Consider the following 24,535-nt stretch of genomic DNA (forward strand, 5'->3'; position numbering starts at 1 on the left):
GAGCTAAATCCCCCTATTTGATATCAATAAAGCTTCTTCATCTTGGAAACCAGCTCCGGAAACGACCGTTCGAATTCTTCCGCAGGGATGGGAGGACTGAAATAATAGCCCTGTACCTCATCGCATTTCTGAACCTGCAGAAAACGAAGCTGATCCTTCTCCTCCACGCCTTCGGCAACCACTTCGAGATTCATGCTGTGGGCCATCGCAATAATGACGCTTACGATATTCGTCCCGTTCAACCCTCTGCTGATGTCCCTCACGAAGCTTTGATCGATTTTCAAGCGGTTGATCGAGAAATTCTTCAAGTAGCTCAACGAACTGTAACCCGTTCCGAAGTCGTCGATGCTGATTTGGATGCCGAGCGAATGCAGCTTGCGCAGCATCGGGATGGCGTGCTCGACGTTCATCGTCATCGTCTCGGTAATCTCGAGGTCCAGATACTTCGGATTCAGGCCCGTCTCGTCCAGCGCCGCCTTCACGACGTCGACGAGGCCGTCGTCCAGAAATTCCATGGAAGACAAGTTGACGGAGACGCGGAATGGCGGAAGCCCCTGCTCCTGCCACTTCTTGTTCTGCCTGCAGGCGGTGCGCAGCACCCAGGTATCGATTTGATGAATCAGGCCTGTCTCTTCCGCGATGGGAATGAAGTCGTTCGGCGGAATCAAGCCCTTCGCGGGATGCTGCCAGCGGACCAGCGCCTCCACGCCCTTCAGCTCCCCGGTGCTGATATCCACCTGCGGCTGATAGTACAGACGGAACTCATTGTTCTCGATCGCTTTGCGAAGCGAGCTCTCCAGCACGATTCGCTCGCGGGTGGTAATGTTCATATCCGGAGAATACAAGGCATACGTGTTGAGCCCTCGGCCCTTCGCGCTGTACATCGCCGTATCCGCCGTGATCATCAGCTCTTCCAAGTTCGATCCGTCCTTCGGATAGATCGAGATTCCGGCGCTTGCGGTCAGATGGAAGTCGTAGCCGTTCAGGTTAAGCGGCTCCTTGAAGACCTGCAGGATGTCCTTGACCCGCTTCACCGCTTCCTGCTCGCAATTCACATGGGAGAAGGCGAACATGAATTCATCGCCGCCCATCCTTGCGACGAATTCGTCAGGCGCCAGGATCTCCCGAAGCCGGGAAGCAACCATAACGAGCAGCGTGTCCCCGCTCGAGTGGCCGAGCGTATCGTTGATAATCTTGAAACGGTCCAAATCCAGGCAGACGACGGCAACCTGCCTGTCCGATTCCTGCATCTGCTGGATCAACGCGGTCACTCTGTTCTTATAGAACCGGCGATTCGGGAGCTTCGTAAGATCATCGTGATTCGCCAAGTAATTGTACCGCTCCTCGGCCTTGACCCGATCCGTGATGCTCCTGAATTGGCCGAAAGCGCCGAGCAGCGTCTTCTTCTCGTCGTAGAGCGGGAAAGCGTCGAACAGGCAGACGAGCCGGTCCTCGGCCTCGTTGTGCTCGAAGCTCATTTGGATATCCTCGAAGGTCGTCCCGTTCTGGATGACCTCGTAGATATATTCGCCCATGCTCGGCAGGTAGCGTACTTCCGTGCCCAGCATCTCCTCCTTGGACCTTCCGGTAAACAGCTCCGCGTATTGATTGAAGGCGATGATCTCCCCTTCCCGGCTCGTGAGCACGATGCCGTTGCGGGTATTGTCCATGATGATCTGGTTTAAAATATTGAGCTTCTGGTTCTGCTTGCGCAGGAGCAGCTCCCGTTCGATCGAATCGACCGTCGTGGCCAGCATCGTAATCATCATCGGATTCTGGAATTCCTTGGCCGTCATGATCGTGACGCTGCCGAGCAGATCGTTGACGTCCGTGTAATGGAACGCGACGGCATAGCATGCGGAGCCATGCAAATATTCGTGGTAATGGTCGTCGCCGATCAGTTCGATGGGCGACTGGTTATACTTCAGCGAGAGATTCACCACGTTGGTGCCCATGCTCGCTTCCGTAAACTGCACGCCGGGCCGGATGCCGAGATCGTTGATCGTCTTGCGAATCGTTTCGTCGCCCATCATGTGAAGCACGAAGCCCCGGTCGTCGTTGACCGACAAGAGCAGCGGCGTCCCTTGGAGAAGCTGCAGGATCTTATCGCCGAAGAAGCTGACGACGGACAGGATCTCGTCGTACTCCTCCCGTAAATTCCGGAGTTCATCGGGAGTCAGGATTTTCTGGGGGAAGGGGATGATTTTCGGGTCCATGCCGATGTCCAAACAATACCGATTTGATTCCAGAATAAAGCCAGGCTTTTCTGTCCTAATCATATTTAGCCCCCATTTTGCTAACCGCTTTGCAAGCGTTGAAATGCTGAACCGAACGCCATACTTGTAATTAACTTACATTTATAAAATTGTCCTTCTTCTAGTTGTCGTCATTCGTCATGCGGGCAATAGAATAATAGAGCGTCTGGAATGAGCAAGGATGATGAAAATGAGGTTTGACCGCAAATACAAGTACGGAGGCATTAATGAGTAGAAAAGCGGTTTGTCAAGCTCCGACGGGACCATTGACACCCATCGTAGCAAATGATAAAAAACCGGTAAAAAATGCAAGTATTTTAATAGTATTGTAGACGATTTCTATTTTTTTGTCGATAAATGTCTCTCCTCGGGCAGCAGGACTGTAGCCCTGTTTCCGCATGCCGAAAAACACCCAAGCGCGGAGGCTTCGGTGTTTGGCCGGGAACGGAAACGACGTATGGGCAAAGGGCGGGCAGCTTCGCTTATTTCTCTCCCGGACGGCTCCAATCGAACAGCACGAACGGTTCCTCGAAACGGCGGTTCAATAAGCCGTCATAGGCCTCCTGCGCGTCATGCGGAGACATCGTTCGCGTATGCGGCTTCACGTCCAGGAAGCCTTCCGCGAGCCATCGCAGCGCCAGGGCGAGGCCGCCCATGATGCTGTGCGGCTGGAAGTGCCCCGGATGGATCGGCAGCTCCCATTCCCATCCGCTCCGCAGGACGACATAGTTGTAGAAAACCTCCTGCAGCAGCTCCTGCGCGTAGAGGTCGGTGCTGCGCTTCCACGGAACGCCGATCATGACGACCTCGCCGCGCGGACGGACGATGCGGCATGCGTCCAGCACCGCGGATTCGTGGCCGGAGCAGTCCACCGCGAGCGCCGTTTGCCGCTTCCACGCCGGATTTTCGAGCGGCATTGCCGCCGCCGTCTGCGAAATGCCGGAGTCTCTTGCCGTCTCCAGCCGGCTCTCTATCGGATCGACGATCAGGACGTCATAGCCGCTGCGCTTGAACAGATGGGCGGCCAGCAGTCCGACGGGGCCAGCACCCGAGATGACGACCCGTTCCCCCGGGCGGGCTGCGGTCGTCATCAGCGTCGTCATGCTGACGTTCATCAGCCGCGCGATCGTCGCCGCGGCCGGATCCAGCCCCTCCGGAACGAGGACGGCTTCATCGGCCGGAATGTGCTGGAAGCTTCGGTGAGGGCTCATGCTGAACACGCGGTCGCCGGGCTTGAAGCCCTCCACGCCTTCGCCGACCTGCTCGATCTCGAACACGGCCGCATAACCGGGCTTCGCCGGCGCCGTCCGCTCGTTGAGAAAATAATAGTGCAGCTCCGTTCCCGGGCTGATGAACGAATAGAGCGTTCTCCCCAGCATATGGTTCGGCGCCGGCCGCTCGGGCTTCTCGATGGCCCCGAGACCCGCCTGCTGCTTGCCTGTGATCAATATCTCGGCTTCCATGCTCATCCTCCTCCTCGCTTGAATCGCTGCGGCTGCGCCGATGCGGCGTGCCCTCGCTTCTATTTCTTCTTCCTCTTCTACCGCGGCAGCCGGAGGAAGCGCCCTCCAATGACAGGCCTTTATCCTCTTCACTATACGACTGCGGCCGCCGAGCCGGAATAGCTGGAAGTGCGAAGAATATATCTGAAAATCGCAGTGTATGCCGACGCTGGCATCGTGTATTCTGAGGATAGGTTGTCCTCAGCAGTTTTCAAGTCGGCCTGGTGCTGACCATGATGGCCGTCACATATATCTTGCCGTATGAACGAGGAGGAAGCTCATGAGAGGCGTCGATCTGATCGGCATACGCATTCCCCACATGGAGGTCGGAAGCAGCGCCGGCTTTCCCGACGGCTGGGTGCACGAGAAGACCGTTCCGTTCGGCATCGTGGCGCAGGCCACCGCCGGATCGTACAAGCTGCAGACGGAGTCGGGCACGTATGTCGTCACGGGTTCGGAAGCGTTTCTGACGCCCGCTCACCTGCCGCTTCGCATCACGCATATTGCCGACCCGGATACCGGCCTCATGTCGGCGCGATTCGTGCATTTTCAATTCGTCGTGATGGACACGTTCGACCTGTTCCACTTGTACGAGCTGCCGCTTACCTGCGACGCCGAGACAGGACGACGCTTCGGGGAGCTGATTGAAGCGATGCTGGCGCTTCGGGAGACGGGGCCGGACGGAGCCTCGTCGATTGCCGTCATCGCGAAGAACAATGAGCTGGCCTATCGGCTGCTCTCCCTGCTGCTGGAACTCGCGACGCCGACCGAACGAAGCGCCTCGCTGCTGAACGCCGCCCAAGAGCTGCAGCCGGTGCTGGCCCATATCCGCGATCATTGGGCGGATGCGATCGATATCGACGTGCTTCTCCGGAAGTTCGCGGGGTCGCGCTCGCTATTGTTCCAGCTGTTCCGCAAGCAGTTCCAGCAATCGCCGATGGACTACGTGAAATCCACGCGCCTGAACGAAGCCTATCGGAAACTGTGCACCACGGATATGCCTGTTGCCGAGATCGCGCTGATGAGCGGCTTCGCCAACTCCTTTCATTTCAGCCGCGAGTTCAAGGCGAAGTTCGGGAGGACGCCTACGGAGGCGCGCCGAGCGAATCGGCTGTGGATGTCGACTTGAGGTACTAGAGTGCGGAGCGAATGCTGCCCGCCGTTCTCGGCCTTGCTATCCACCAACGCTCGAGAAGACAAAAAATCTGCCATACTGCAGCTTTTCAGCACATTTTAACCACACGGAGCTTAAAAAGCTGCATCTATACAGCTTTTTCGATCCGCCGACGCTCGAGAAGACAAAAAAGCTGCCATACTGCAGCTTTTCAGCACATTCTAGCCACACGGAGCTTAAAAAGCTGCATCTATGCAGCTTTTTCGATCCGCCAACGCTCGAGAAGACAAAAAGCTGTCTCGCAGCAGCTTTTCCGACTCCACCAACGCTCGAGCGAGCGATACAGCTGCCCGCTTCTCACATTGCCCCCTTATAATTCCTCGCGCTTGGCCCTCAGCCGCACCATCACCGTCGTCCCGGCGCCGAGCTCCGAAACGATGCGAATGCCGTACTCGTCGCCGGCATACAGCTTGATCCGCTCGTTGACGTTGAACAGACCGTAGGAGCTTCCTCCGCCGTCGCCATCGCCCCTGACTTCGGGCAGCGCCTCCGTCAGCAGCTGGCGAACCAGACCTTCATCCATGCCGATGCCGTTGTCCGACACGACGAAGAGAAGGTCGCCGTTGTCCTCCCGGGCCGAGATCGCGATGAGGCCCCGTTTCCCCTTCGCCTTGCGAATGCCGTGCAGCAGCGCGTTCTCGACGATCGGCTGGAGGATGAGCTTCGGCATCTGGCAGGCTTCGACGCCCGGCTGCACGTCCAGCTCGAAAGCGAACGTATTCGGGAACCTGCTCTGCTGGATTTCGAGATACACCTGCGCGAGCCGGAGCTCGTCTTCGACGCTTACGATCGTTCTGCCCTTGTTAAGGCTGAGCCGGAAATACTTCGCCAAGCTGTCGATCATTTGGCTGATATCGCTTGCCCCCTTGCCGATGGCGATCCAGTTGATCGTATCCAGCGTGTTATATAGGAAATGCGGGTTGATCTGCGCCTGCAGCGCCTGCAGCTGCGCTTCGCGTTCGTGAAGCTCCGCCTTGTACTTCTCCTCGACCAGCGTCCGTACGCGGATAATCAGATGGTCGACGCTCCGCTCCAGCATGTGGAAGTCCCCGTTGACCGGCGACAGCTCGTTCAAGCCTTCCGAGCCTTCCTTCCGGATGACGGTAATGACCTGCTTCACCCGCCGGTTCATCCCCCTGACGATTATCGCGAGCAGCACGAAAGGCAGCGCCAGGAACAACGCGATATATTCCAGCAAGGACGCCCATTCCGACCGCTGCGTCAGCTTCACCGCGCGGTGCGACAGCTGCGAGTCGGTCCCCTGCGCCACCAGCCTCCATCCGACGGGCGACAACGTCGTATAAAGCACGTCATTGACGTCGCTGCCCCGCTTGAAGGAATGGCTGCCCTCGCCGCCGTGCTTTAATGCGTCCTGGACGGCCGAATCGACCTTGGTCCCGATCCGCGTGCGATCCGGATGATAGACGATGGTGCCGGAAGCATCCACGAGATAGACCTGCGTACCCGGGGTAAACTGCAAATCGCCCAGAATATCCGCGATCATGCTCTCTTTCACGTCGATCATGAGCACGCCGGAGATCCGGTCGAAATGATTCGGATCGCGGAGCATCCGGGCGGCGGAGAACACGCGCAGCTTCCCGGCGTCCAGGTAGCTCTCCTCGTAGTCCCCCGTCCAGACGATGCCCCCACCAGCGCCGATGATCGGCGTATACCAAGGCCGATCCTTCAGGCTGTCGAGCGAGAAGAAGTTCACGCGCTCCCCCGCGTACAGCTTCGAGCTGTCGACGAACAACCGGACGCGGAAGACATCGGAATTCGACTGTACGGTATCCACGAGATACCGCAAATCCTTAATGACCTGCAGTTGAACGGCGATCGAGCGGTCGTCAGGGCCGATAGACAGGTACGAATGCAGATTCCCGTTCATGAACGCGGCGTTGCTGATATCCTCGATATGCTCCAGCCGATAAGACAAATTGCTGCCCGCTTGCCGCAGCGTCTGCTGCATCGTCCGAACGACCTCGTCTTTCAGGATCTTGGCCGAGCGTTCGTAGTAGCCGTAGAGGAAGAGGCCCGCCGGCACGACGATCAGCAGCAGGTACGCGATCAGCCACTGGCGCGGAATGGTGAAGCGGCGCAGGAACCTCAAGCCCGCTCCGGCCTTCGCTGCCCATGTCCTCCGAACGCCGCCGCCCTCGCTAGGCATAATTCTCCCGGTAGACGCTTGGCGTGACGCCCGTCGCTTTCTTGAAGAGCTTCGTGAAGTAACTCGGATCCGTATATCCGATCGCGTAGCAGATATCGTAGAACTTGTACTGCGGATCGCGCAGCAGCTCCTTCGCCTTCTCGACCCGAACCTGCGTCAAATATTCGTTGACCGTCTGTCCCGTCTCTTGCTTGAAGAGCAGACTGACATAGGTCGGCGTCAGATACACTTCCTTGCCGATCTCCGCAACGGTCAGCCCGCCGTTGGCATAGCTTCGCTCGATGATGGCCCGAACCCGCTCGACGAGATTGGCCGTCTTGCCGGTCCGCTTCTCGCGGATCCGATCGCAGGCCGCGGTTACGTGCGATTCCAGCAGCTGCCGCATCTCGCCTAACGTCTCCTGCGCGAGGAGCGATTCCCACAGCGTCGATTCCGCCGATTCCAGCTCGGGCGACTGCACGTTCAGCTCCATGAGAAGCTGTCCGACCGCGAGCGCGAGCTGCAGGCAGACGTTGCGGCCGTATTTCAGGCCGTCCCGCCTGCCGCGATTCAAGTCCAGGAACACCTTGTCGAGAATGTCCCTCAGCTTGTCCGCATTCGCCGCCTTAAGAGCGGACAAGAGCTCTTCGTGATCCGGAGGATCATGGCGCTTATAACCGCCGTCATCCGTCTCTGGGCCGCGAAGGCTGTCCATCGAAATGATCCGGTTTTTGCCCAAATACCACTTGTGGTCCGCGGCTTCTCGAGCTCCCCTATATGCCTCGGACAGCTCGGACAGCGTCGTCACCCGCTCGCTGATGCCGATCGTGACGCCGATCTTCAGCCACTGTTCCAGGTTGGACCGCACCTCTCCGGCCAGCGCGAGTATCGCTTCGACCGCATCCGACGAAGCCGTGTCGCTCTCGTCGTTCCCCAGCAGAATCCCGATGAACTCCCCCGCGCGGTGCTCGAAGGCGTATCCGCCGAGATAACGGTCAATCAGTTCGCCGAAGATATTCAGCACGGAATACCACAGCAGCTGACGGTCTCGTTCCGTCCGGCTTCCCATTACGCCCGCCATATCGTCGACGGCAATCACCATGACCCAGTACGAAGCGTCCACCGGCAGCCGCAGGCCTAGGAAATCGAGCCGTTCCCGCAGATCCTGCTTCGGCACCCCGCTGCCGATCAGCGACAGCAGGAATTTCTCCCGCAGCAGCGGCATGCCTTCCTTCAGCTTGACCTGCAGCTCTTCCTTCAGCCGCCGCTCCGCGCGCTCCGCGTCCAGATCCGCCACGACGCGCTTGATGACCGCGCTGAGCTCGTCCAGGTTCACCGGCTTGAATATATAATCGACCGCGCTCACCTTCAGCGCGGACTTCAAATAATCGGCATCGTCATGGCCGCTGACGAAAATAATCTTCGCCCCCGGGAAGCGCGCGGAGACCTCCCGCGACAACGTAATGCCGTCCATGGTCGGCATGCGCACGTCCGTCAGGATCAGGTCAGGCGGCTGCTGCTCGATCATGCCGAGCGCCACGTCCCCGTCGTCCGCCTCTCCCATGACTTCCACGCCGAACGACGACCAATTGAAATACGACCGCAAGCCCGCTCTCACCGTCGGCTCGTCGTCCACGATCAGCAATTTGTACAAGGCGCTGTCCTCCCCTGCCGGATTCTCGAAAACGGCCGAGCCCCAGTCGCTGCGCATGCGCAGGTCGACTGGGGCGGCGGATCCGTTATTGTGTTAGCTCAGACTTCGATCGACTGCCCGAGGAAGCGAACGCCTTGGCGCGCCAGCTCCGCATGCAGCTTAGCCATCGGAACGTCCTTCATCGCGCCGCCGCCGTCCAGCGAGATCGCGGCCGCGGCGCCCGCCGCCTGCCCGAGCGCATAGCAGGTTGCCTGGACGCGCATCGAAGACATCGCCACGTGCGTCGCCGAGATGGCCCGGCCGGCCACGAGCAGGTTGTCGAACGCCTCCGGCACCATGCAGCGATACGGGATATCGTAGCCGTCGACTTTGCGTTCGTCGGTCGTTTTCTGCGCATCGGGACTGTGGATGTCGATCTCGTAATTCGTCTGCGCGACCACGTCCGGGAATCGCGTGCCCTGCACGACGTCCTGCTCGGTTAGCGTGTAGAGGCCCTCGATCTGATTCGTCTCCCTGACCCCCGTCTGCGGCGCGATATGCGCGATCGTATAATTCTCGAATCCGGTACGCTGCAAATAGTTCGCGATCGAGAAGACCTGTCGCAGCGCTTCCGTCTCCGCGTAATTGACGTCTTCGATCTTCGCGCCGTTCGCTTTGACCCGGGACATATTCACCAGCAGCGAGCCGTCGCCGTTCCGCTCCCAGTAGAGCCTCCGGCCTTGCGGCAGATCGGCGACGTCATTGTAGACGTAGCAGCCCTCCGGCAGCACCTGCTTGACCGGCTTGCCGGTATCCTGCATCGTGAACATGAGCGTCATCGGCTGGGTCAGTCCGTCCTCTTCCCGGCCGGCATGGTAAGGTACGCCCGCATCGATCGCCACCCGGGCATCGCCCGTGCAGTCGATGAACACGTCGGCCTCGAACGCCCGCAAGCCCTCGCGTGTCGAGACGATGACCGCCTTGATCTCGCGCTCCTCCCGCACCGCGCCGACGAACTCGCTGTGGAAGAACACCTGCACGTTCTCCTTCTTCATCTTCTCGTTAAAATATTGCCGGAACAGGAAGGGCGAGTACTGCGGCGCGATGGATTGATCATGGCCCTCCGGCAGGTATTCCGCCAGCATCTCGGATATCAGCTCGCGGTAGATGCCCGTCACGTTGCCGACCGGCATGAAGATGCTTACGTTCGCGAGCGTGCCCATGCCGCCGAGCTGCGCGGATTTCTCCAGCAGCACGACCCGTTTCCCGCTTCTGGCCGCGGAGATGGCCGCCGCCGTGCCCGCGGGCCCGCCGCCGATGACGACGACATCCGAATGCGAATAGGTTTCGACGTTCCGGTTAAACGAATAATGAGTGCTTTCCATGAATAGGACTCCTCTCAATTCAAGCGGGCGACAGCTCCCCCGAGGCGAGCCGCCGCCGCTTGCGACGTTTATTTCGTTGCTGCGTACCAGTCGTTGATTTCCTTCGCGCTGGCTTCTTCCCCGGCTGCCTTGTACTTCGCTTGGAATGCCTCCAGGCCGGAAAGCGATTCCGCCCCCGCGATCAGCTTGATCGTGTAGTCGCCGACCATGGATTCGAGCTGCAGATTGTCCTTCGCGTATTCCGGCATAAACGGTGCCAGTCCGAGCTTGTTCGGGATCTTCACGTTGTCCGGCTGCTTGTTGTTCAGGAAGTCGAACGCTTCGAACATCACCGGGCTCTTGCGCACGCGGGCCTGCCAGTAGAGCGGATAATTGGTTTCGTCCGTGCCCGCCATGTAGTTGTTCGCCAAGTTGCGCTCATCGGTGAAGATCGGCAGAATCGGCGTATACGCGCCGTTCTCGAATTTGAAATGCTTGCCTTCCTCGCCGATCGCGAGGTCCTTGAACGTCTCCGGATCCAGGCTGGCGTTGATCCATTTGATCGCGTCTTCGGGATGCTTGGAAGCCTTCGGAATGAACGTCAGGCGGTCGAAGCCGGAGTTCGCCGCGAAGCCTGCTTTGCCCGCCGGTCCTTTGAGCGCCGGCACGAACGCGAACTTGGCGTCCGGCGCGGTCTTCGCGATCGCATCGGAGATCGTCGGAATGTCGGCCCAGTGGACGATGATGGCGCCCGCTTTCCCGCTGGAGAATTTCTCTTTGGCCGTCGCGTCCTTATTGACGACGAATTCCTTGTCGAGCAGTCCTTGTTTGTACAGGTCGGACATGTAGGCGATGTAATCCTTGTACGCCGGATCCAGGACGCGCGGCACGAGCTTGCCGTCCACGTCGTTCCATGCATTCGGCAGGCCGAACGCGCCGACGATGTTATCCAGCATCGGAAGATCGCCGCGGATCGTGAGCGGGACGTTCTGATTGCCGTTGCTGCCCGGATCCTTGTCTTTAAACGCTTTCAATACCGTCGTCAGTTCCTCGGTCGTGGTCGGCATCTGCAGGCCCAGCTTCTCCAGCCAGTCCATCCGGATCAGGATGCTGCTGTTCACGGCATACGTGACCGCCGTCGGAATCGCGTACAGCTTGCCGTCGACCTTCAGCGCATCGATGGATGGCTGCGAGATCGCCGCCTTGATGTTCGGACCGTACTTGTCGATCAGCGGAAGCAGGTCGACGAGCGCGCCCTTCTGGGCATAGTCCGAATAGAGCGCCATGTCGCTGCTGGCCGAAACGAGATCGTACGGTTCGCCGGAGGACATGATCAGGTTCAGCTTCTCGGACGGTTTGTCTTGCGGGAGCATGTCGTATTTCACTTTGTAGCCTGTTTTGTCCTCCAGCATTTTCGCGACCGGGTACGTGTTGTAGTCTTCGTTCTGCCAGACATCCAGCCGTTTCAATTCCGGTTTGGACGCATCCCCGGAAGCCGCGTTCTCCCCGTTCGCCGCTTGATTGCCGGCATTCGCATCCTGGTTCCCGTTGCTGCCGCCGTTGCCGTTATTGCCGGACGAGCAGGCCGCCATCATTGCCACGAGCAGCACGACGATGGCGGTAACCATCCCTAATCTCTTATAATTGCGCATTGCATGACCCTCCTAAATATAATATATATCATTAATCTCGCAAGCATCCCCGCAAGAATTAACGCATGCCCGGGTTCACCCTTTGACCGAGCCGATCAGTACGCCTTTGATAAAATATTTCTGCAGGAACGGATAGACCAGCAGGATCGGAACCGTCGACGCGATCACCGTCGCGGACCGCACGCCTTCCGCCGGAACGTTCATCAGATCGTCGGCGCTCAAGGCCGAGGACGCGTCGGCATTCATGACGATGTCCTGCAGGTACAATTGCAGCGGCTTCAAGGACGAGCTGTTGATGTAGAGCATCGGGTTGAAATAATCGTTCCAGTAATACACGGCGTAGAACAGCCCGATCGTCGCGAGGACGGGCCCGCTGAGAGGCAGGATGATACGGAACAGGATCGCGTAATTCCGCGCCCCGTCCAGCCGGGCGGACTCCTCCAAGCTCCGCGGCAGGCTTTCGAAATAGCTCTTGATCACCAGCAGGTTGAACACGTTAACGAGCGCCGGCAGAACGAGCGAGCCGAGACTGTCGATCAAGTGAAGCTGCCGCACGAGCAGGTAATTCGGAATGATGCCGCCGTTGAACATCATCGTGAAGATGAAGAGCACGATGATCGCGCCCATGCCCGGCAGCTCCCGCTTCGATAACGGGTACGCCGTCATCGCCGTAATGAGCAGGGACGCCAGCGTTCCGATCACGGTGACGAGCGCCGAGATGAACAGCGCGTGCAGGAATTGGTTGTTCGTCGCCACGTACCGCAGCGTATCGAGCTGGAACCCGACGGGGAAAATGCCGACTTTGCCCGCCACGATCGCCCACTCTTCGCTGATCGATTTGGAGAATACGTTGGCGAATGGCAGCAGCGTAATGAGTCCCATCGCCGTTAGAAAGATATAAATGAAGGCGTCCAGCACGTAATCGCCCGTTTTTTTACCGCGCATCCCGATCGCCTCCTACCATATGCTGCGCTGCAGAAATTTTCGGCTGAGCATGTTCCCGATCACGACCAGCAGGAAGCCGAACGCGGAATTAAACAGGCCCACCGCCGTACTGAAGCTGTAATCCTGCTGCCCCAGCCCGATGCGGTACACGAACGTGCCGATGACGTCTCCGCTCTTGTACACCAGCGGATTGTACATCGTGAGGATTTGCTCCGTTCCCGCCTCCAGCAGGCTCCCGATCCGCAGAATGAACATCAGCATGATCGTGGGCAGCATGCCCGGCAGCGAGATCGACGCCATCTGGCGGATTCGTCCGGCGCCGTCGATCGCCGCCGCTTCGTACTGCTCCTGGTCGATGCCGGCGATCGCGGCGATGAAGACGATGGCGTTCCAGCCGATCTCCTTCCAGCCCGCGGTGAAGACGACCACGCTGCGGAAGAAATGGTTGTCCGTCAGGAACGATATCGGCTGCCCGCCCAAGGAGCGGATGATTTCGTTCACCAGCCCGCCGGAGGGCGAGAGGATATTCAGGAACAGCCCGGAAATGATGACCCACGAGAGAAAATGGGGCAAATAAATGATCGTTTGGATCGTGCGCTTGAAGAACATGCGCCGCACTTCGTTCAGCAGCAGCGCGAGCACGATCGGGATCGGAAACAAGATCACGATCTTGTAGAGGCTGATCAGGAGCGTATTGCCGAGCACCTGCAGAAACTCTTCCGAGTGAATCAGCTTCCGAAACTGCTCCAGCCCCACCCAGTCGCTGCCCTTGATGCCGCCGAAGATGTTGAAATCCTGAAACGCGATCACAATGCCGTACATCGGCGTGTATTTGAATAAGAGGAGGAAGATCAACCCCGGAATCAGCAGCGCGTACATATCGAGATTGCCGCGGATCAGCTTCCATTTGGCGCCTCCGGTCTGCTTGCGCGCCCGCTCTCCGGCACGCGGCCGCTCGCCCGGACCCGCTTTTCCCCCTATCGCAAGATCGACCTTGCTCATGACGTCACCCTCTTTGCTTCTGTCGTGTCTTTATTGTAGAAGAACCGACTTTGCGCCAGTAGAAGACAATCCTTTGATTTCTGGTCGAATCGTATAGGGTTTCGGATACGCAAAAAGGGGAGCCCGGAATCGGCTCCCCAAATCTAACTATATCTGCGGCTTCGAGAGATTGCGGTTGACCCCGCTATTCCCTAATCGCCGCCAGCGCTCCTTCAAGCGCCCCGATTACCCGATCGCACCAGGCATCGAATTCGCGGTCCTCCGTTTGGAGCTCCGGATGTGCCAGAATATGTTCCACCGTTCCTCTGATCCCTTGATCGAAGCGCGTCGTCGCGACGAATCCCGGCACGAGCCGCTTCAGCTTCGCATTATCGAACACGACGGAGTTCGCCTTGTCCCCGATCAGGCCGCCCGTATAATCCTCGCTGCTGCTTGCCGCGAGAAATTCCGACGACACATGCACCGCCTGCAGCTTCACCCCGAGCGCGTCCGCGATCGCGGCGTAGATCTGATTCCAGGTCAGCGTCTCGTCCGACGTGATCTGCACGGACTCTCCGATGGCATGCAGATTGCCCATCAGCCCGATGAAACCTCTCGCGAAATCGCCGTTATGGGTCATCGTCCACAAGGACGTGCCGTCTCCGTGGATGATAACGGGCTTGTTCTCCAGCATGCGCTTCGCGACCTGCCAAGAGCCCTTGCTGCCATGGACGCCGAGCGGAATGGAACGCTCATCGTACGTATGGCTCGGGCGCACGATCGTGATCGGGAACCCGTTCTCCCGATACTGCTTCATCAAGTAGTCCTCGCACGCGATTTTGTTGCGGGAATATTCCCAATACGAGTTCGCGAGCGGCGTGCTCTCGGATACCCGGTAATCGGACAACGGCTTCTGGTAAGCCGAAGCCGAGCTGATGAAGATAAACTGCTTCGTCTTGCCGGCAAACAGCCGATAATCCCGCTCGAGCTGCTCCGGCCGGAAGGCGATAAAGTCCGCTACTACGTCGAACGACAAGTCCTCGATGAGCCGCGCGACATGTGCCTCGTCGTTAATATCCGCCTGCAGGGTCTTTACGTTGGCCGGCAGACTTTCGTTACGATTGCCTCGATTCAGAAGATAAAGCTCGCACCCGGTCTCCGATAGTTGCTTCGTGATCGCGGAACTGATGATTCCCGTTCCTCCGATGAACAGCGCTTTCATACGCCACCTCCAACAAGAATAATCAAGCCTCTATAGGTATTCGCGCTGCAGCCTCATAGTCCTCCAGCGGATGCGCTTCCTAGCCGCTCCTCCAAGACAAAACCGGCTCCCCGTACGGAGACGGGGAAGCCGGTTCTGTTTTCTTGTGCCGCTTGATCGCGACCCCTACTGCCAGCCCGTCAAGACGATGACCAGCCACGCGATGCGGTAGACGGCCACGATGCCATAGAGCATCGTTACGGGAAGGACCCCCTTCGCAATGAACGAAGGCCTGTTCACGCGACGGACCAGCGTCAGCAGAATCAGCGGCAGGATGAGCTTGTACGCGTAGAAGAGGAGAATATCCGTGTCGTACAGCATCGCGGCAAAAGATTCGCTTCTTCAATCGCCTGCATGCGAAGGCCGGTATCCGTTGCCATGGCATCGAAGCAAGGTAACGCCGCCAGCCAGACCGGCAAGCCTCTGCTCATCTGCAGGCCAGCCAATGAAGCGGTCAACCGAGTCTGCACGGCGCCTCGCCTCTATTGATACATATTGTATCACTGCTAGGCTTAACATGCATGTCGAAATTTCATTGTCGGCGGTTGTCCCCCGTCCGAACGGGCAGCAATACCCCGTCAGCCTCAGCCCATCGCGGCGCCCAATTCCTTGGCCTGCGCATCAAGAAGCCGCGAGGCTTCGCCGATGCTCATGAATTCGTTGAGGGCCAGCCGGATGCGGTGCTGGCTCTCGGCAACGACTTGCTGGGAATGCTTCGTTCCCTGGGCCATCTCCTGCACATGCGCGATGATTCCTTCCACATAGCCGCCGACTTCCTTGGCCGCTTCCTGAACCTGCGCCGCCAGCTTGCGGACTTCGCTTGCGACCACGTTGAAGCCGCGGCCGTGCTCGCCCGCATGCGCGGCCTCGATGGCAGCGTTCAGCGAGAGAAGAGTCGTTTGCGAGGCCACTTCGCGAATCGTGCGCACGATTCCCCGAATCGAAGCGATCTGCCGCTCAAGCTGCAGGAGCGACTCGATGTTGCCGCCGGCTCCTTGAACGGCTTTGGCGATGGCGGATTCCACTTCTTGACTCCTGGCGATCCCCTCGTTCGCCCGGGACAGCAGTTCCTCGGACATATGCAGCAGTTCGCCGGTGATCTTGGTCGTCGCCTGCTCCCTGGCGTTGATATCCGTCGCGATCTTCAGAACCGCCTGCGCTTGGCCATGTTCATTCATGATGGGCATATAAGCCGCCTCTAACCATATGAGGCGGCCGTCCTTGGTAACGCGCATGATTTTGTCCTGAAACGCCCTTCCGTTCCCCAGCCCTTCCCACAAATCGCGATATGCCGGACTCGCGGCGAACTCAGGCGTGCAGAACCTGCGATGCTGCATCCCGATCAGCTCTTCGGAACGGTAACCGAGCGCCATGGCAAAGTTATCGTTGGCCCACAGCACATATCCCTGCAGATCGAATTGAATCATCGCCAGCGATTGTTCGATGGCCGCGAGAACGCTCTCCCGATCCAGTTCTTGCGTGGACGCGGCCGATACCGACTTGCTTTCCCTCATTTATGGAATCACCTGCACCTTTCCAGTTTCGTAGCGATTATGTATAGTTATTAACCTCAACTGTACAAAACCTATACAATATGTGCAAGTTTTTTCTAGTTTCTTCCGCGATAACAGATGGATATGACTGCATATAGTCACAACCGTAGAGGTTATGTATAATAATCCCAATGGAAGGGGTTATCGGATGTATAGTATTAAGAAAGTAGCCGAACTGCTGGGCATGCAGGTGGTCACCATTCGCGCATGGGAGAATCGATACGGGGTGATTGCTCCCCGCCGCAGCGAAGGCGGACATCGCATTTACAGCGAGGAGGATGTTCTCACGCTCCGTTTCCTGAAGCGGCAGCTCGATGAGAACGGGCTTAAGATCAGCGAAGCCGTTCGTCTGCTGCGGCAATCGGAGCCGGCCGCGGACCTTGTGTCCCGGTCCAAGGAAGAACCGCCTAACGCGCCTGCGCATGCGAACACGATCAATCGGCTCTACGAAAGCTTGATTGCCTACGATTCGGCCAAAGCGAACGAGTGGGTCGATTACGCTTTCTCGATGTGCGATGTCGACGAGGTCTTCCATCGCATTCTCGTCCCCGTCCTCTACCGCGCGGGAGCGGAATGGGAAGCGGGTGTGATTACCGTGGCGCAGGAGCATTTTGCCTCTCAGCTGGTGATGTCCCGGATCAGCGCGTTCTTCCGCGTGTTCCCGGTGGATGCCGCGCTTCCGGTGACGCTCGCCTTCTGTCCCGAAGGGGAAAGCCATCACTTGGGACTGATGCTCTTCAGCCTGTTCTTGAGACAGAAGGGTTCGGAGGTCATCTACCTCGGACCGGACACGCCATTCGGCGGCCTGCTGGACATGATGCGCAAGAAGCGCGTCTCCATCGTCGCCATATCCGTTACAGATTCGGACAAAATCGGGTCGCTCGGGGATTGGATCGGTTCCTCCCTGCGAGAAGCGCCTTATATGCGATTCGTGCTGGGCGGGGCTGCGTTCGAGGAGCATAAGCCAATTACGCATGAACATGTGCATTATTTACATGCAAATGACTGGGAGCTGTGGTATCGGACGCACATCCGCGCATTGATCGGACTTTATCTAGGTCCCGTCTGAGGGCAGGCTGCCGCGACTATTTCGCGTTTTCTACACTGGACGAGGCCTTCGCGGTCACGTGGCTAGGCCATCTGTGAACGCGTTAGTTGCCCATGTCGCCACGGCGCGCGACGTCGAGAACGATTAATAAGTGCAAATATGCACTTATTTCGCAGCGGCACATGCCTTCGCGGCTGAATAGATGCAAATATGCACTTATTCCCAAGGTTTCTGCTCCCATATGACGATTATGGTTATAGTAGTTGCATTTTTGCACTTATTCCTTTTATTTGTAATTTTTCATGCGGAATAGTTGCATTTCCACACCTATTTTCCATATGCATCGGATTAGTAATTGCGGTCTTGTCCCCTCGGAGACATACGGTCCGAGATCCGTAATCTATGCGCGAATCCGACAGACGTAATCTAGATCATTCGACCGGGTTACGTGACCGAGGTCTGGCGTATGCGGTCCGCTTCGCGTATACATTTGCATACTCATAACTCTTGTATACAAATGTGTACGCCGTTGGTGTGGATTTCAAGAAGTCGAAGCAGAAAGAAGAAGAAGAAGAAGAAACAAAAAGGGGATTCCCCTGGTCAGGAAATCCCCTTCGCTCCAACACCGCTTATAGCATCCCGCTAGACCTCATCCGACTCTGAGGCGTCACTACCCGCCATCAAATGCTCGATGAAGGCCTTGCTTTCGCGCGCGATCTGTTCGTACTTGAAATCCTGAACATAATGTCCGCAATCGAGCACGACCTGTTCGCTGTCGTTGACATGGGTTAGGAATTCGATCTGATAATGCTGCCAATCTGCCGTATCGATTCCCGTTCCCTTGCCGTTCGAAGTAAAGAACAGCATCGGAACCTGCGGCAGGGGCCGTTCATTTACCTGGCGGGCATTATCCTTCACGCTCTCGATTTCCGTTATCATCGGCCGCGTCTCCGTCCTGCGGTAGTAGACGGCTTTATAAATCTCTTTGTCATGCGCCGTCAGCGTGCCCGCTTCATGGGCCGGCTCGCCTTGGACAAGCGCGGGAATGAACCGCGTAATGCCCGTCTTCGCTCCGAACGAGAACAGCTCCAGCAGCAGTTTGTTGGGGATTTTCGCATCCGCATACGCACCCGGAACCGCCGGATCCAGTCCTACGATCCCCGACACTTCCTCGGGGTACTTCTGCGCCCAATACAGTGCCTCTAATCCCGACATCGAGTGCGGGAACAGGATGTACGGACCTTTCTCGCCCGCGGCGCGCAAGGCCCCCCTCGTCTCTTCCAGCACGGTGTCCAGATCTCTGGGAACATCCGCAGCTTCGCTGAAGCCATATCCCACCCGCTCCACGACAGCGACCCGGTATGCATCGCTTAAGCGCGAATACAGGCTTCTGAAGTCCAAAATCGGGGATACCGTACCGCCTCCCGCCAGAAACACCAGCGTCGCCGGGCCGCTGCCCTCCGTATATACGCTCATCTGATGTCCGTCGACGGCGACCATCCGGCCGAGCGGTTGAAACAGCCTCGCCTCTTGATTTAATTTCACCTTATGATGAATATAGCTGCCCGCGACAGCAACGATCACGATTCCGATCAGAGCCCCGATCGTCGTTCCGATCCGCTTCCATGTCCGCTTCTTTTTCTTGCCTATACCCATACTTAACTCTGCCATTTCATCAGCTCCAATTGCGCTTCATTTTGCCTGCGATTCCGTTAACCGAAAGTCACTGTTTCATCATAGATCGGCAGGTTAGGAGCGGCAATGGACCGCAGTCGAGTCCGTGCTGGACCAAAGTCCAAGACGGCCGACTGCCGGCGGGAATAGAAAAAAGCATCCTTCAAGCGCGATGCGCTTCAAAGATGCTCGTGTAGAGGATATCTCGGCTGCCGAGGCGCCATGCTTATCCATTCGATTGCATGTACGTCCACTTCATTTCTCCGTACGTGAACGCCCGATCGTCCGCTCTCTGCGATAATTCCGCGTGCATGACGCTCGTGCCGTCCGCATGCAGGTCGATCCAGCGGCAATGGCCCGCTTCATGGGCCGTCGTTTCCCCGTCGTCGTCGTACAGCCGGAACACGCATTGCTTGCTGCCATAGCATCTAACCTCCAGCGGCACCTTCTCCCCCGGCCGCGGCGCGCTCGGGCGAACGGGCATGAGCGGAATAATCCCGCCGTCTTTGACGAAGAGCGGAATCTCGTCGAGCCCTGCCGCATACGCGATGAATTGCCCGCCCCTATGCCGAACGCCGGTGTGGAATTCAAACCAGTCTCCCGGCGGCAAATAAACGTCCCGCGACGTCTCTCCAGCGAATAATGGGGCGACCAGGATGCTCTCCCCCATCATATATTGGTCGTCGATGCTGAAGTCCTCCCCGTACAAGCCGTACGGCGCGGAAGAAGAATCGAACTGGCCGAGATCCTGATCCGTCGGCTGCTTCTCGCATGGGCGTCCCATCTCGAGCGCCATCGCACGGAAAGGCGGTATCCCCTCTTCGCGGTACGCGGCGAAGGCCGAATACAAATACGGCATCAGCCGCATGCGCAATTCGATCGTCGACCTTACGATGCTCTCGTATTCGGGGAAGGACCACGGCGCGGTTCCGCTCGCCCAGCCGTTCAGCATGGCCAGCGGCGAGCAGCAGGTCGTCTGCAGCCTGCGGATGAACTCCTCCGCCGTATCCGCCTCTCGCAGCTCGGGCGTCCACAGAAGCCCGCTGAAGCCGGAGTTGCAAAGCGCACGCACATATTCGCGGTGGCCGTACAGATCCGAGTAGAGTACGTACGGCTTGGAGGCGCCGCCGGCGTTCGTAGCGCGGACAAGGCCAAGCGTACGCACGTTTTTCTTCTTGAATGCGCGCTCCGTTATATTCTGCATGAGCAGGCCGTAAATCTGCCTCATCCGCCCGCCGTCGAGCCCGGACGGGAATCGGGCCTGCGCCGGAAACATCCAGGAGTTGCCCGTAAGCTCGCTGCCGTCGACCTCGTCGATTTTGTAACCGGAGACGCCGATATTCACATGCCGCTGCGCGTGCTGCCGCTCTAAGATCGCCGCCGCTTCCGGCAAGGTATAGTCCGGCGCGATGCCGCACCAGACGGAATGCGTGCCGGCATAAGGCAGCAGCTCCTCATAGATCGGCGCTTCCGGAGACACGTAAGGATGCTCCCAGAGATTAATGCGGAAGCCTTCCTCGGCCATCGACCGCACGAACGCCTCCGGGTCCGGGAATCGCTCTTCGCTCCATTCGTAAGATACCGGATACGCATGCGAATGCCAGCCCGGCTCCAAGCCGATCACGTCGCACGGTATATTCCGTTCCCTGAATTGCCGCGCCTCGCGCAGCGTCTCCTCTGCGTTCGCATGGATGGAGACGCGGTGCCAGAATCCAAGCCCCCACCGCGGCGGAAGAACGCCTCCCCCGCTGAACAGAATATATCGGCGCACGGCGTCCAGCAGAGACGATTCGCTCCGCTCCCCGGAGGCGCTGCCGGCGAATAGATAGACGGTCGCTCCTTGCTCGTAAGGAATCAGGACCTCCAGCGTGTCCGACAACGGGGTCGCCATCCAGTCTGCGTCATCCACCCGATTTTTGGCCGCCGGCGGTCGCTTGCTGTCTACTCTCACGGCCGAGCCGGCATAGACGGTAAGGGGCCGGGCGGAGTCGATCAGGATGGCATACCCTTCGCTAGTCACCCAGAATGGCAGGGGCGCGTGCGTCTCGCCCGTATCTTCCTTCGGGTCGCTGTTGACGCGCAGATGCCGCGTGCGTCCGCGGTGATTCGTACGCATGAACTGCAGGCCGAATCCATAGATGCGTTCCGTTTCCTGAAGCGGCATTTGGATAACCGTGCCCTCAGGAGACACGTAAGCTTCGATCGCTTCGGGAAACAACGGCATCGCGGCGTCGCCCATCCGCTCCAGCGCATCCCGCTTCGGCTGCACGGCGGCCGCGCTTAACGGCGTCACCGTCTCCGTAACCCCAACCGTCCCTTTCCAAATTCCCGCTTCGACCTTTGTCCACTGCCAAGCTAACAACTCGATTCCCCCCAACGGTCATATGCATCGCTTTGCGCCGCCTGCGAATCCCTCATGCTGCCATAGCCTTTATACCATATCGGCTCATATTCTGGATATACGATCTCAATAGCAAAGGCTGCCCCGAGCCGCGCTAGACTCCGAAACAGCCCCTCCTAAGGCAAACCTCTCCTCTACCCTTCTTTATACTTTTCTTTCACGATACCGGAGCCGATTCCTCCTCCGATCATCAGGATGAGCGGACCGATATTCAGCAGCCATAAGTTGCCGGCCAAATCAATGTCCGCATCGGCAATCCTATTGAGCAGCAGCGCGCCGAGTTTGACCGCCAGCAGCACGACGCCCAGCATGAACAACGCGTCGAACATCCATTTCAGCTTGGGATAGGCCAACTGCTTGCCGTCATGAATGACTTTCTTGGTCAATTCTTCATCGCTCCTTAATAGTTCGTCGATGGTGACGCCGAAGAGATCGCTCACTTTGATGATGATTTCAATGCTCGGGTAATTCTGATTGTTCTCCCATTTGGACACGGACTGCCGGCTGACGAACAGCTTCTCGGCTAATTCCTCCTGCGACCAGCCTTTGTTCTTTCGTTCGTTCTTCAGCTTCTCACCAAAGATCATCTCGGAATCCCCTTCCTGCGCTCTACATCCACATTGTTAGTAAACGGACGGCCATAAGTAAAGCTACTTCTAGTTACGTCCCCCCGCAACCTTAGGTTGCCAGCGCGGAAATGCATGTCCAGTGCTGCTTTGCGGCGTCAAAATCATGTTGACAGTTTCAGCGCATTGCAGCTGCTGGATGCATAATTCCACTTTGAGATGCCTTACTATAGAAATCAAAAGCCACCCCTTGTTAGGAGTGGCTTTGGATATTTCTTAGTTTTCGCAGTATTATTTCGTACTACCGAGCGTTTCCGAGCATTACTTTGCATCACTTGGTATTACTTCGTATAACTTAGAATTACCCGGCATCACCCGAATGAGTGTAGTCGCGTATTTCTAAATACCACTAAGTAATACCTAGTATGTCTAAGTAACGTTTAGGATTACAAAGTATTACTTGACAAAAAACCTCTTGTTATTCGGCATTACATGATGGCATTCAGTCACTGCTAGCATCCAATTCGTATAAGCCTAAAGGGCTGCACTCAGCTCCATGCCTCGATATCCTCGTCATCGATTTCTTCCGCGGCAGGCTCGGAGGAAGTATCGGACCCTTCCGCCTCTTCGTCTGACTCTGCCTCCGCTTCCGCTGCTGCGTCGAACGCGTCGAATTCCGCGGTCTCTTCCGCGCCAGCGGCCAGCTGCTGGCGCGCCGACGCCACTACCGCGCGGCTGTCAGGCGGCTCCCCTGCCGCCCGAGCCCCCGGCCACTCCTGCAGGCCCGATCGTTCCATCGGGATATATGACTGCAAATTCCGGATGCCATGCAGCTTGATTTCGTTCTCCACCAAATACCGGAGGGAATCCATCAGGTTCGTTTGCGCATTCAACCACGCCATCACTTGCGGATCTTCCGTCTTCTTCGTCTTCAGGCTGATATTGCCGCCCGGAAGCTTGGTCTTCTTCATCGCCATCATCACCTGCCGGTTCCATAGAACTTATATCCGTGCTTCGGCATGCCCCTTATGCCGGCTGTTCCACATCCGCTTTATGCTTCAGCGCATCGAAGATTTTGCCCCGCACGAAAGCATCGAGTCCTGCCGCGTTCAGCTCGACGGCATAATCGGCCGGAATATACAGCAGCTTGATTTCCCGTTCATCGCAAAGGGCTTTCAAATTCGGATACAGCACGGTTCGCATGAGAATGCTGCCGCCTCCGTATACGCAGATCAGGTCGATCTCATTGCGCGCTTTGGTCAGCTGCTTCTTCACATGCTGCACGATCTGCTTCACTTGGCTCTCGAGCGGCCGGCGCAAGGTTTTGAGCGCCCTGGCATGGTACTTATGCTTCGGGTTCTTGAGCACGTCGCTGAAGAACTGCCTCGGGCTGTCCGGCAGATGAATCAGCCGATTGAACTCCTGCAACGCCTCTTCGATCGCATAACCCGCCCCATGGTGGCTGCCATGCACGAATTGCCGCAGGAAGCGATTGCCCTCCGTGATCGGATATTCCGTAGAGCCGTCTCCGATGTCGACATGCAGGATACGCTTATCCTTGAAGTAGCTGCCGTTGAACTTCTTCTCGATGCCGTATGCTGCCGAAAATTCGGCAAAGATGTCGCCTTCCCTCCAGTTCCCGGCCGCATCCTTCTGCAGCGTGAAAATAACCGGCGTCGCTTCGGGTACGACCTTCACGAACTGGAATACGATCTTCACCGCTACGCGCTGGATGCCGAGATGCACGGTCACATGATGCGAGCCGGAGGTAAACCGTTTCTCGAACTTGGCCGAGCTCTCATCCGTATGCTGCGTGACGGGCAGGGCGGTCGCCATGTCCACTTCGACGTCGATCTGAGGCGGAATCTGCTTCTCCTCCTCATACGCCTTCTGCACGGCCACGGCGGCAATCTGGGCCAGCGTATTCACGATCGGCAGGTCCATGTCGCTCTTGGAATCGATGCCGATTTGGATATTATCGATAATCTCGCCACTCTCCAGCGCGAATTTGCCGACGTAGTACATGCCCGGTCTTGCCGCAGGCGAGTCCACCGTCACGACCAGATGGTCCTGCAGCTGCTTCACGAAGCCTTCCGGCGCCTGCTCTTCCCTCCACGGCAGCTCGTCCACCGGGCAATTCACATTGGGCTGTTGGATCAGTCTGCCGTCAATCACCAAGTCATGCTCGCTGTTACCGTTATCGTTACCTACGAAGAAATGATAGTTCATCGTTGCTTTCCTCCTGGAATTCGATTTTTGGTCAAGCCTTAGAGCCGCCAACGCACGTCACAACAACAAAAGCATTCCATAGTATTACTTTGCCATACGAAGTGTTAGCAAGCATCATGCCAGAGTCCCACGCAACATTAGTTCTCTCTCA

General features: G+C 57.7%; 18 protein-coding genes. 2 read left to right on the forward strand and 16 right to left on the reverse strand.

The window, feature by feature from the left end; all coding sequences use genetic code 11:
* Positions 1–23 precede the first annotated feature (23 nt).
* Complete coding sequence (locus GT003_RS17010) at positions 24–2,279, reverse strand: EAL domain-containing protein (protein WP_161699927.1); 2,256 nt, start codon at positions 2,277–2,279, stop codon at positions 24–26.
* 458 nt (positions 2,280–2,737) lie between these two features.
* On the reverse strand, positions 2,738–3,718 hold the full coding sequence (locus tag GT003_RS17015) for a zinc-dependent alcohol dehydrogenase (protein ID WP_204798949.1): 981 nt from the start codon (positions 3,716–3,718) through the stop codon (positions 2,738–2,740).
* A 319-nt stretch (positions 3,719–4,037) separates the two neighbouring features.
* On the opposite strand from GT003_RS17015, the gene GT003_RS17020 reads away from it, so the two are divergent.
* Positions 4,038–4,886, forward strand: a complete 849-nt coding sequence (locus GT003_RS17020; RefSeq protein ID WP_161699929.1) for a helix-turn-helix transcriptional regulator — start codon at positions 4,038–4,040, stop codon at positions 4,884–4,886.
* A 355-nt stretch (positions 4,887–5,241) separates the two neighbouring features.
* On the opposite strand, the gene GT003_RS17025 is transcribed toward GT003_RS17020, so the two are convergent.
* The 9 genes from GT003_RS17025 to GT003_RS17065 all read right to left on the reverse strand — a co-directional run bounded on the left by GT003_RS17025 (position 5,242) and on the right by GT003_RS17065 (position 16,427).
* Complete coding sequence (locus tag GT003_RS17025) at positions 5,242–7,098, reverse strand: sensor histidine kinase (protein ID WP_161699931.1); 1,857 nt, start codon at positions 7,096–7,098, stop codon at positions 5,242–5,244.
* Positions 7,091–8,731, reverse strand: coding sequence for a response regulator (locus GT003_RS17030; protein WP_161699933.1), 1,641 nt, complete (start codon positions 8,729–8,731; stop codon positions 7,091–7,093). The genes GT003_RS17025 and GT003_RS17030 overlap by 8 nt, the downstream gene beginning before the upstream one ends.
* Before the next feature lie 98 nt (positions 8,732–8,829).
* A complete protein-coding gene (locus tag GT003_RS17035) occupies positions 8,830–10,095 on the reverse strand; it encodes an FAD-dependent oxidoreductase (protein WP_161699935.1) in 1,266 nt (421 codons plus the stop codon).
* A 68-nt stretch (positions 10,096–10,163) separates the two neighbouring features.
* Positions 10,164–11,726, reverse strand: coding sequence for an extracellular solute-binding protein (locus GT003_RS17040; protein WP_161699937.1), 1,563 nt, complete (start codon positions 11,724–11,726; stop codon positions 10,164–10,166).
* A 75-nt stretch (positions 11,727–11,801) separates the two neighbouring features.
* Positions 11,802–12,671: a carbohydrate ABC transporter permease gene (locus tag GT003_RS17045; RefSeq protein WP_161699939.1), complete on the reverse strand. Its 870-nt coding sequence runs from the start codon at positions 12,669–12,671 to the stop codon at positions 11,802–11,804.
* Between the two features lie 12 nt (positions 12,672–12,683).
* On the reverse strand, positions 12,684–13,550 hold the full coding sequence (locus tag GT003_RS17050) for an ABC transporter permease (RefSeq protein WP_239566040.1): 867 nt from the start codon (positions 13,548–13,550) through the stop codon (positions 12,684–12,686).
* A 307-nt stretch (positions 13,551–13,857) separates the two neighbouring features.
* Positions 13,858–14,874, reverse strand: a complete 1,017-nt coding sequence (locus GT003_RS17055) for an SDR family oxidoreductase (RefSeq protein ID WP_161699943.1) — start codon at positions 14,872–14,874, stop codon at positions 13,858–13,860.
* Between the two features lie 165 nt (positions 14,875–15,039).
* Entirely contained in the window at positions 15,040–15,234 is a 195-nt protein-coding gene (locus tag GT003_RS17060; protein WP_161699946.1) for a hypothetical protein, read from the reverse strand.
* A 263-nt stretch (positions 15,235–15,497) separates the two neighbouring features.
* The gene (locus tag GT003_RS17065; RefSeq protein ID WP_161699948.1) at positions 15,498–16,427 is read right to left on the reverse strand and encodes a methyl-accepting chemotaxis protein; all 930 of its coding nucleotides are present in this window, start codon (positions 16,425–16,427) and stop codon (positions 15,498–15,500) included.
* A gap of 187 nt (positions 16,428–16,614) precedes the next feature.
* On the opposite strand from GT003_RS17065, the gene GT003_RS17070 reads away from it, so the two are divergent.
* Positions 16,615–17,535, forward strand: coding sequence for a MerR family transcriptional regulator (locus GT003_RS17070; RefSeq protein ID WP_161699950.1), 921 nt, complete (start codon positions 16,615–16,617; stop codon positions 17,533–17,535).
* 621 nt (positions 17,536–18,156) lie between these two features.
* Here the strand turns inward: GT003_RS17070 and GT003_RS17075 are convergent.
* From GT003_RS17075 to GT003_RS17095, 5 genes are all read right to left on the reverse strand, one after another.
* On the reverse strand, positions 18,157–19,185 hold the full coding sequence (locus tag GT003_RS17075) for an alpha/beta fold hydrolase (protein ID WP_239566027.1): 1,029 nt from the start codon (positions 19,183–19,185) through the stop codon (positions 18,157–18,159).
* A gap of 229 nt (positions 19,186–19,414) precedes the next feature.
* The gene (locus tag GT003_RS17080) at positions 19,415–21,550 is read right to left on the reverse strand and encodes a TIM-barrel domain-containing protein (protein WP_239566028.1); all 2,136 of its coding nucleotides are present in this window, start codon (positions 21,548–21,550) and stop codon (positions 19,415–19,417) included.
* 173 nt (positions 21,551–21,723) lie between these two features.
* Positions 21,724–22,176: a helix-turn-helix domain-containing protein gene (locus tag GT003_RS17085; RefSeq protein ID WP_161699952.1), complete on the reverse strand. Its 453-nt coding sequence runs from the start codon at positions 22,174–22,176 to the stop codon at positions 21,724–21,726.
* A gap of 527 nt (positions 22,177–22,703) precedes the next feature.
* Positions 22,704–23,126 (reverse strand): hypothetical protein, encoded by a 423-nt coding sequence (locus GT003_RS17090; RefSeq protein ID WP_161699954.1) that lies wholly within the window; start codon positions 23,124–23,126, stop codon positions 22,704–22,706.
* Positions 23,127–23,181: 55 nt separating this feature from the next.
* A complete protein-coding gene (locus GT003_RS17095; RefSeq protein WP_161699956.1) occupies positions 23,182–24,384 on the reverse strand; it encodes a ParM/StbA family protein in 1,203 nt (400 codons plus the stop codon).
* Positions 24,385–24,535 lie beyond the last annotated feature (151 nt).

The organism is Paenibacillus sacheonensis (assembly GCF_009909195.1).
GTDB classification, from domain to species: Bacteria; Bacillota; Bacilli; order Paenibacillales; family Paenibacillaceae; genus Paenibacillus_Z; species Paenibacillus_Z sacheonensis.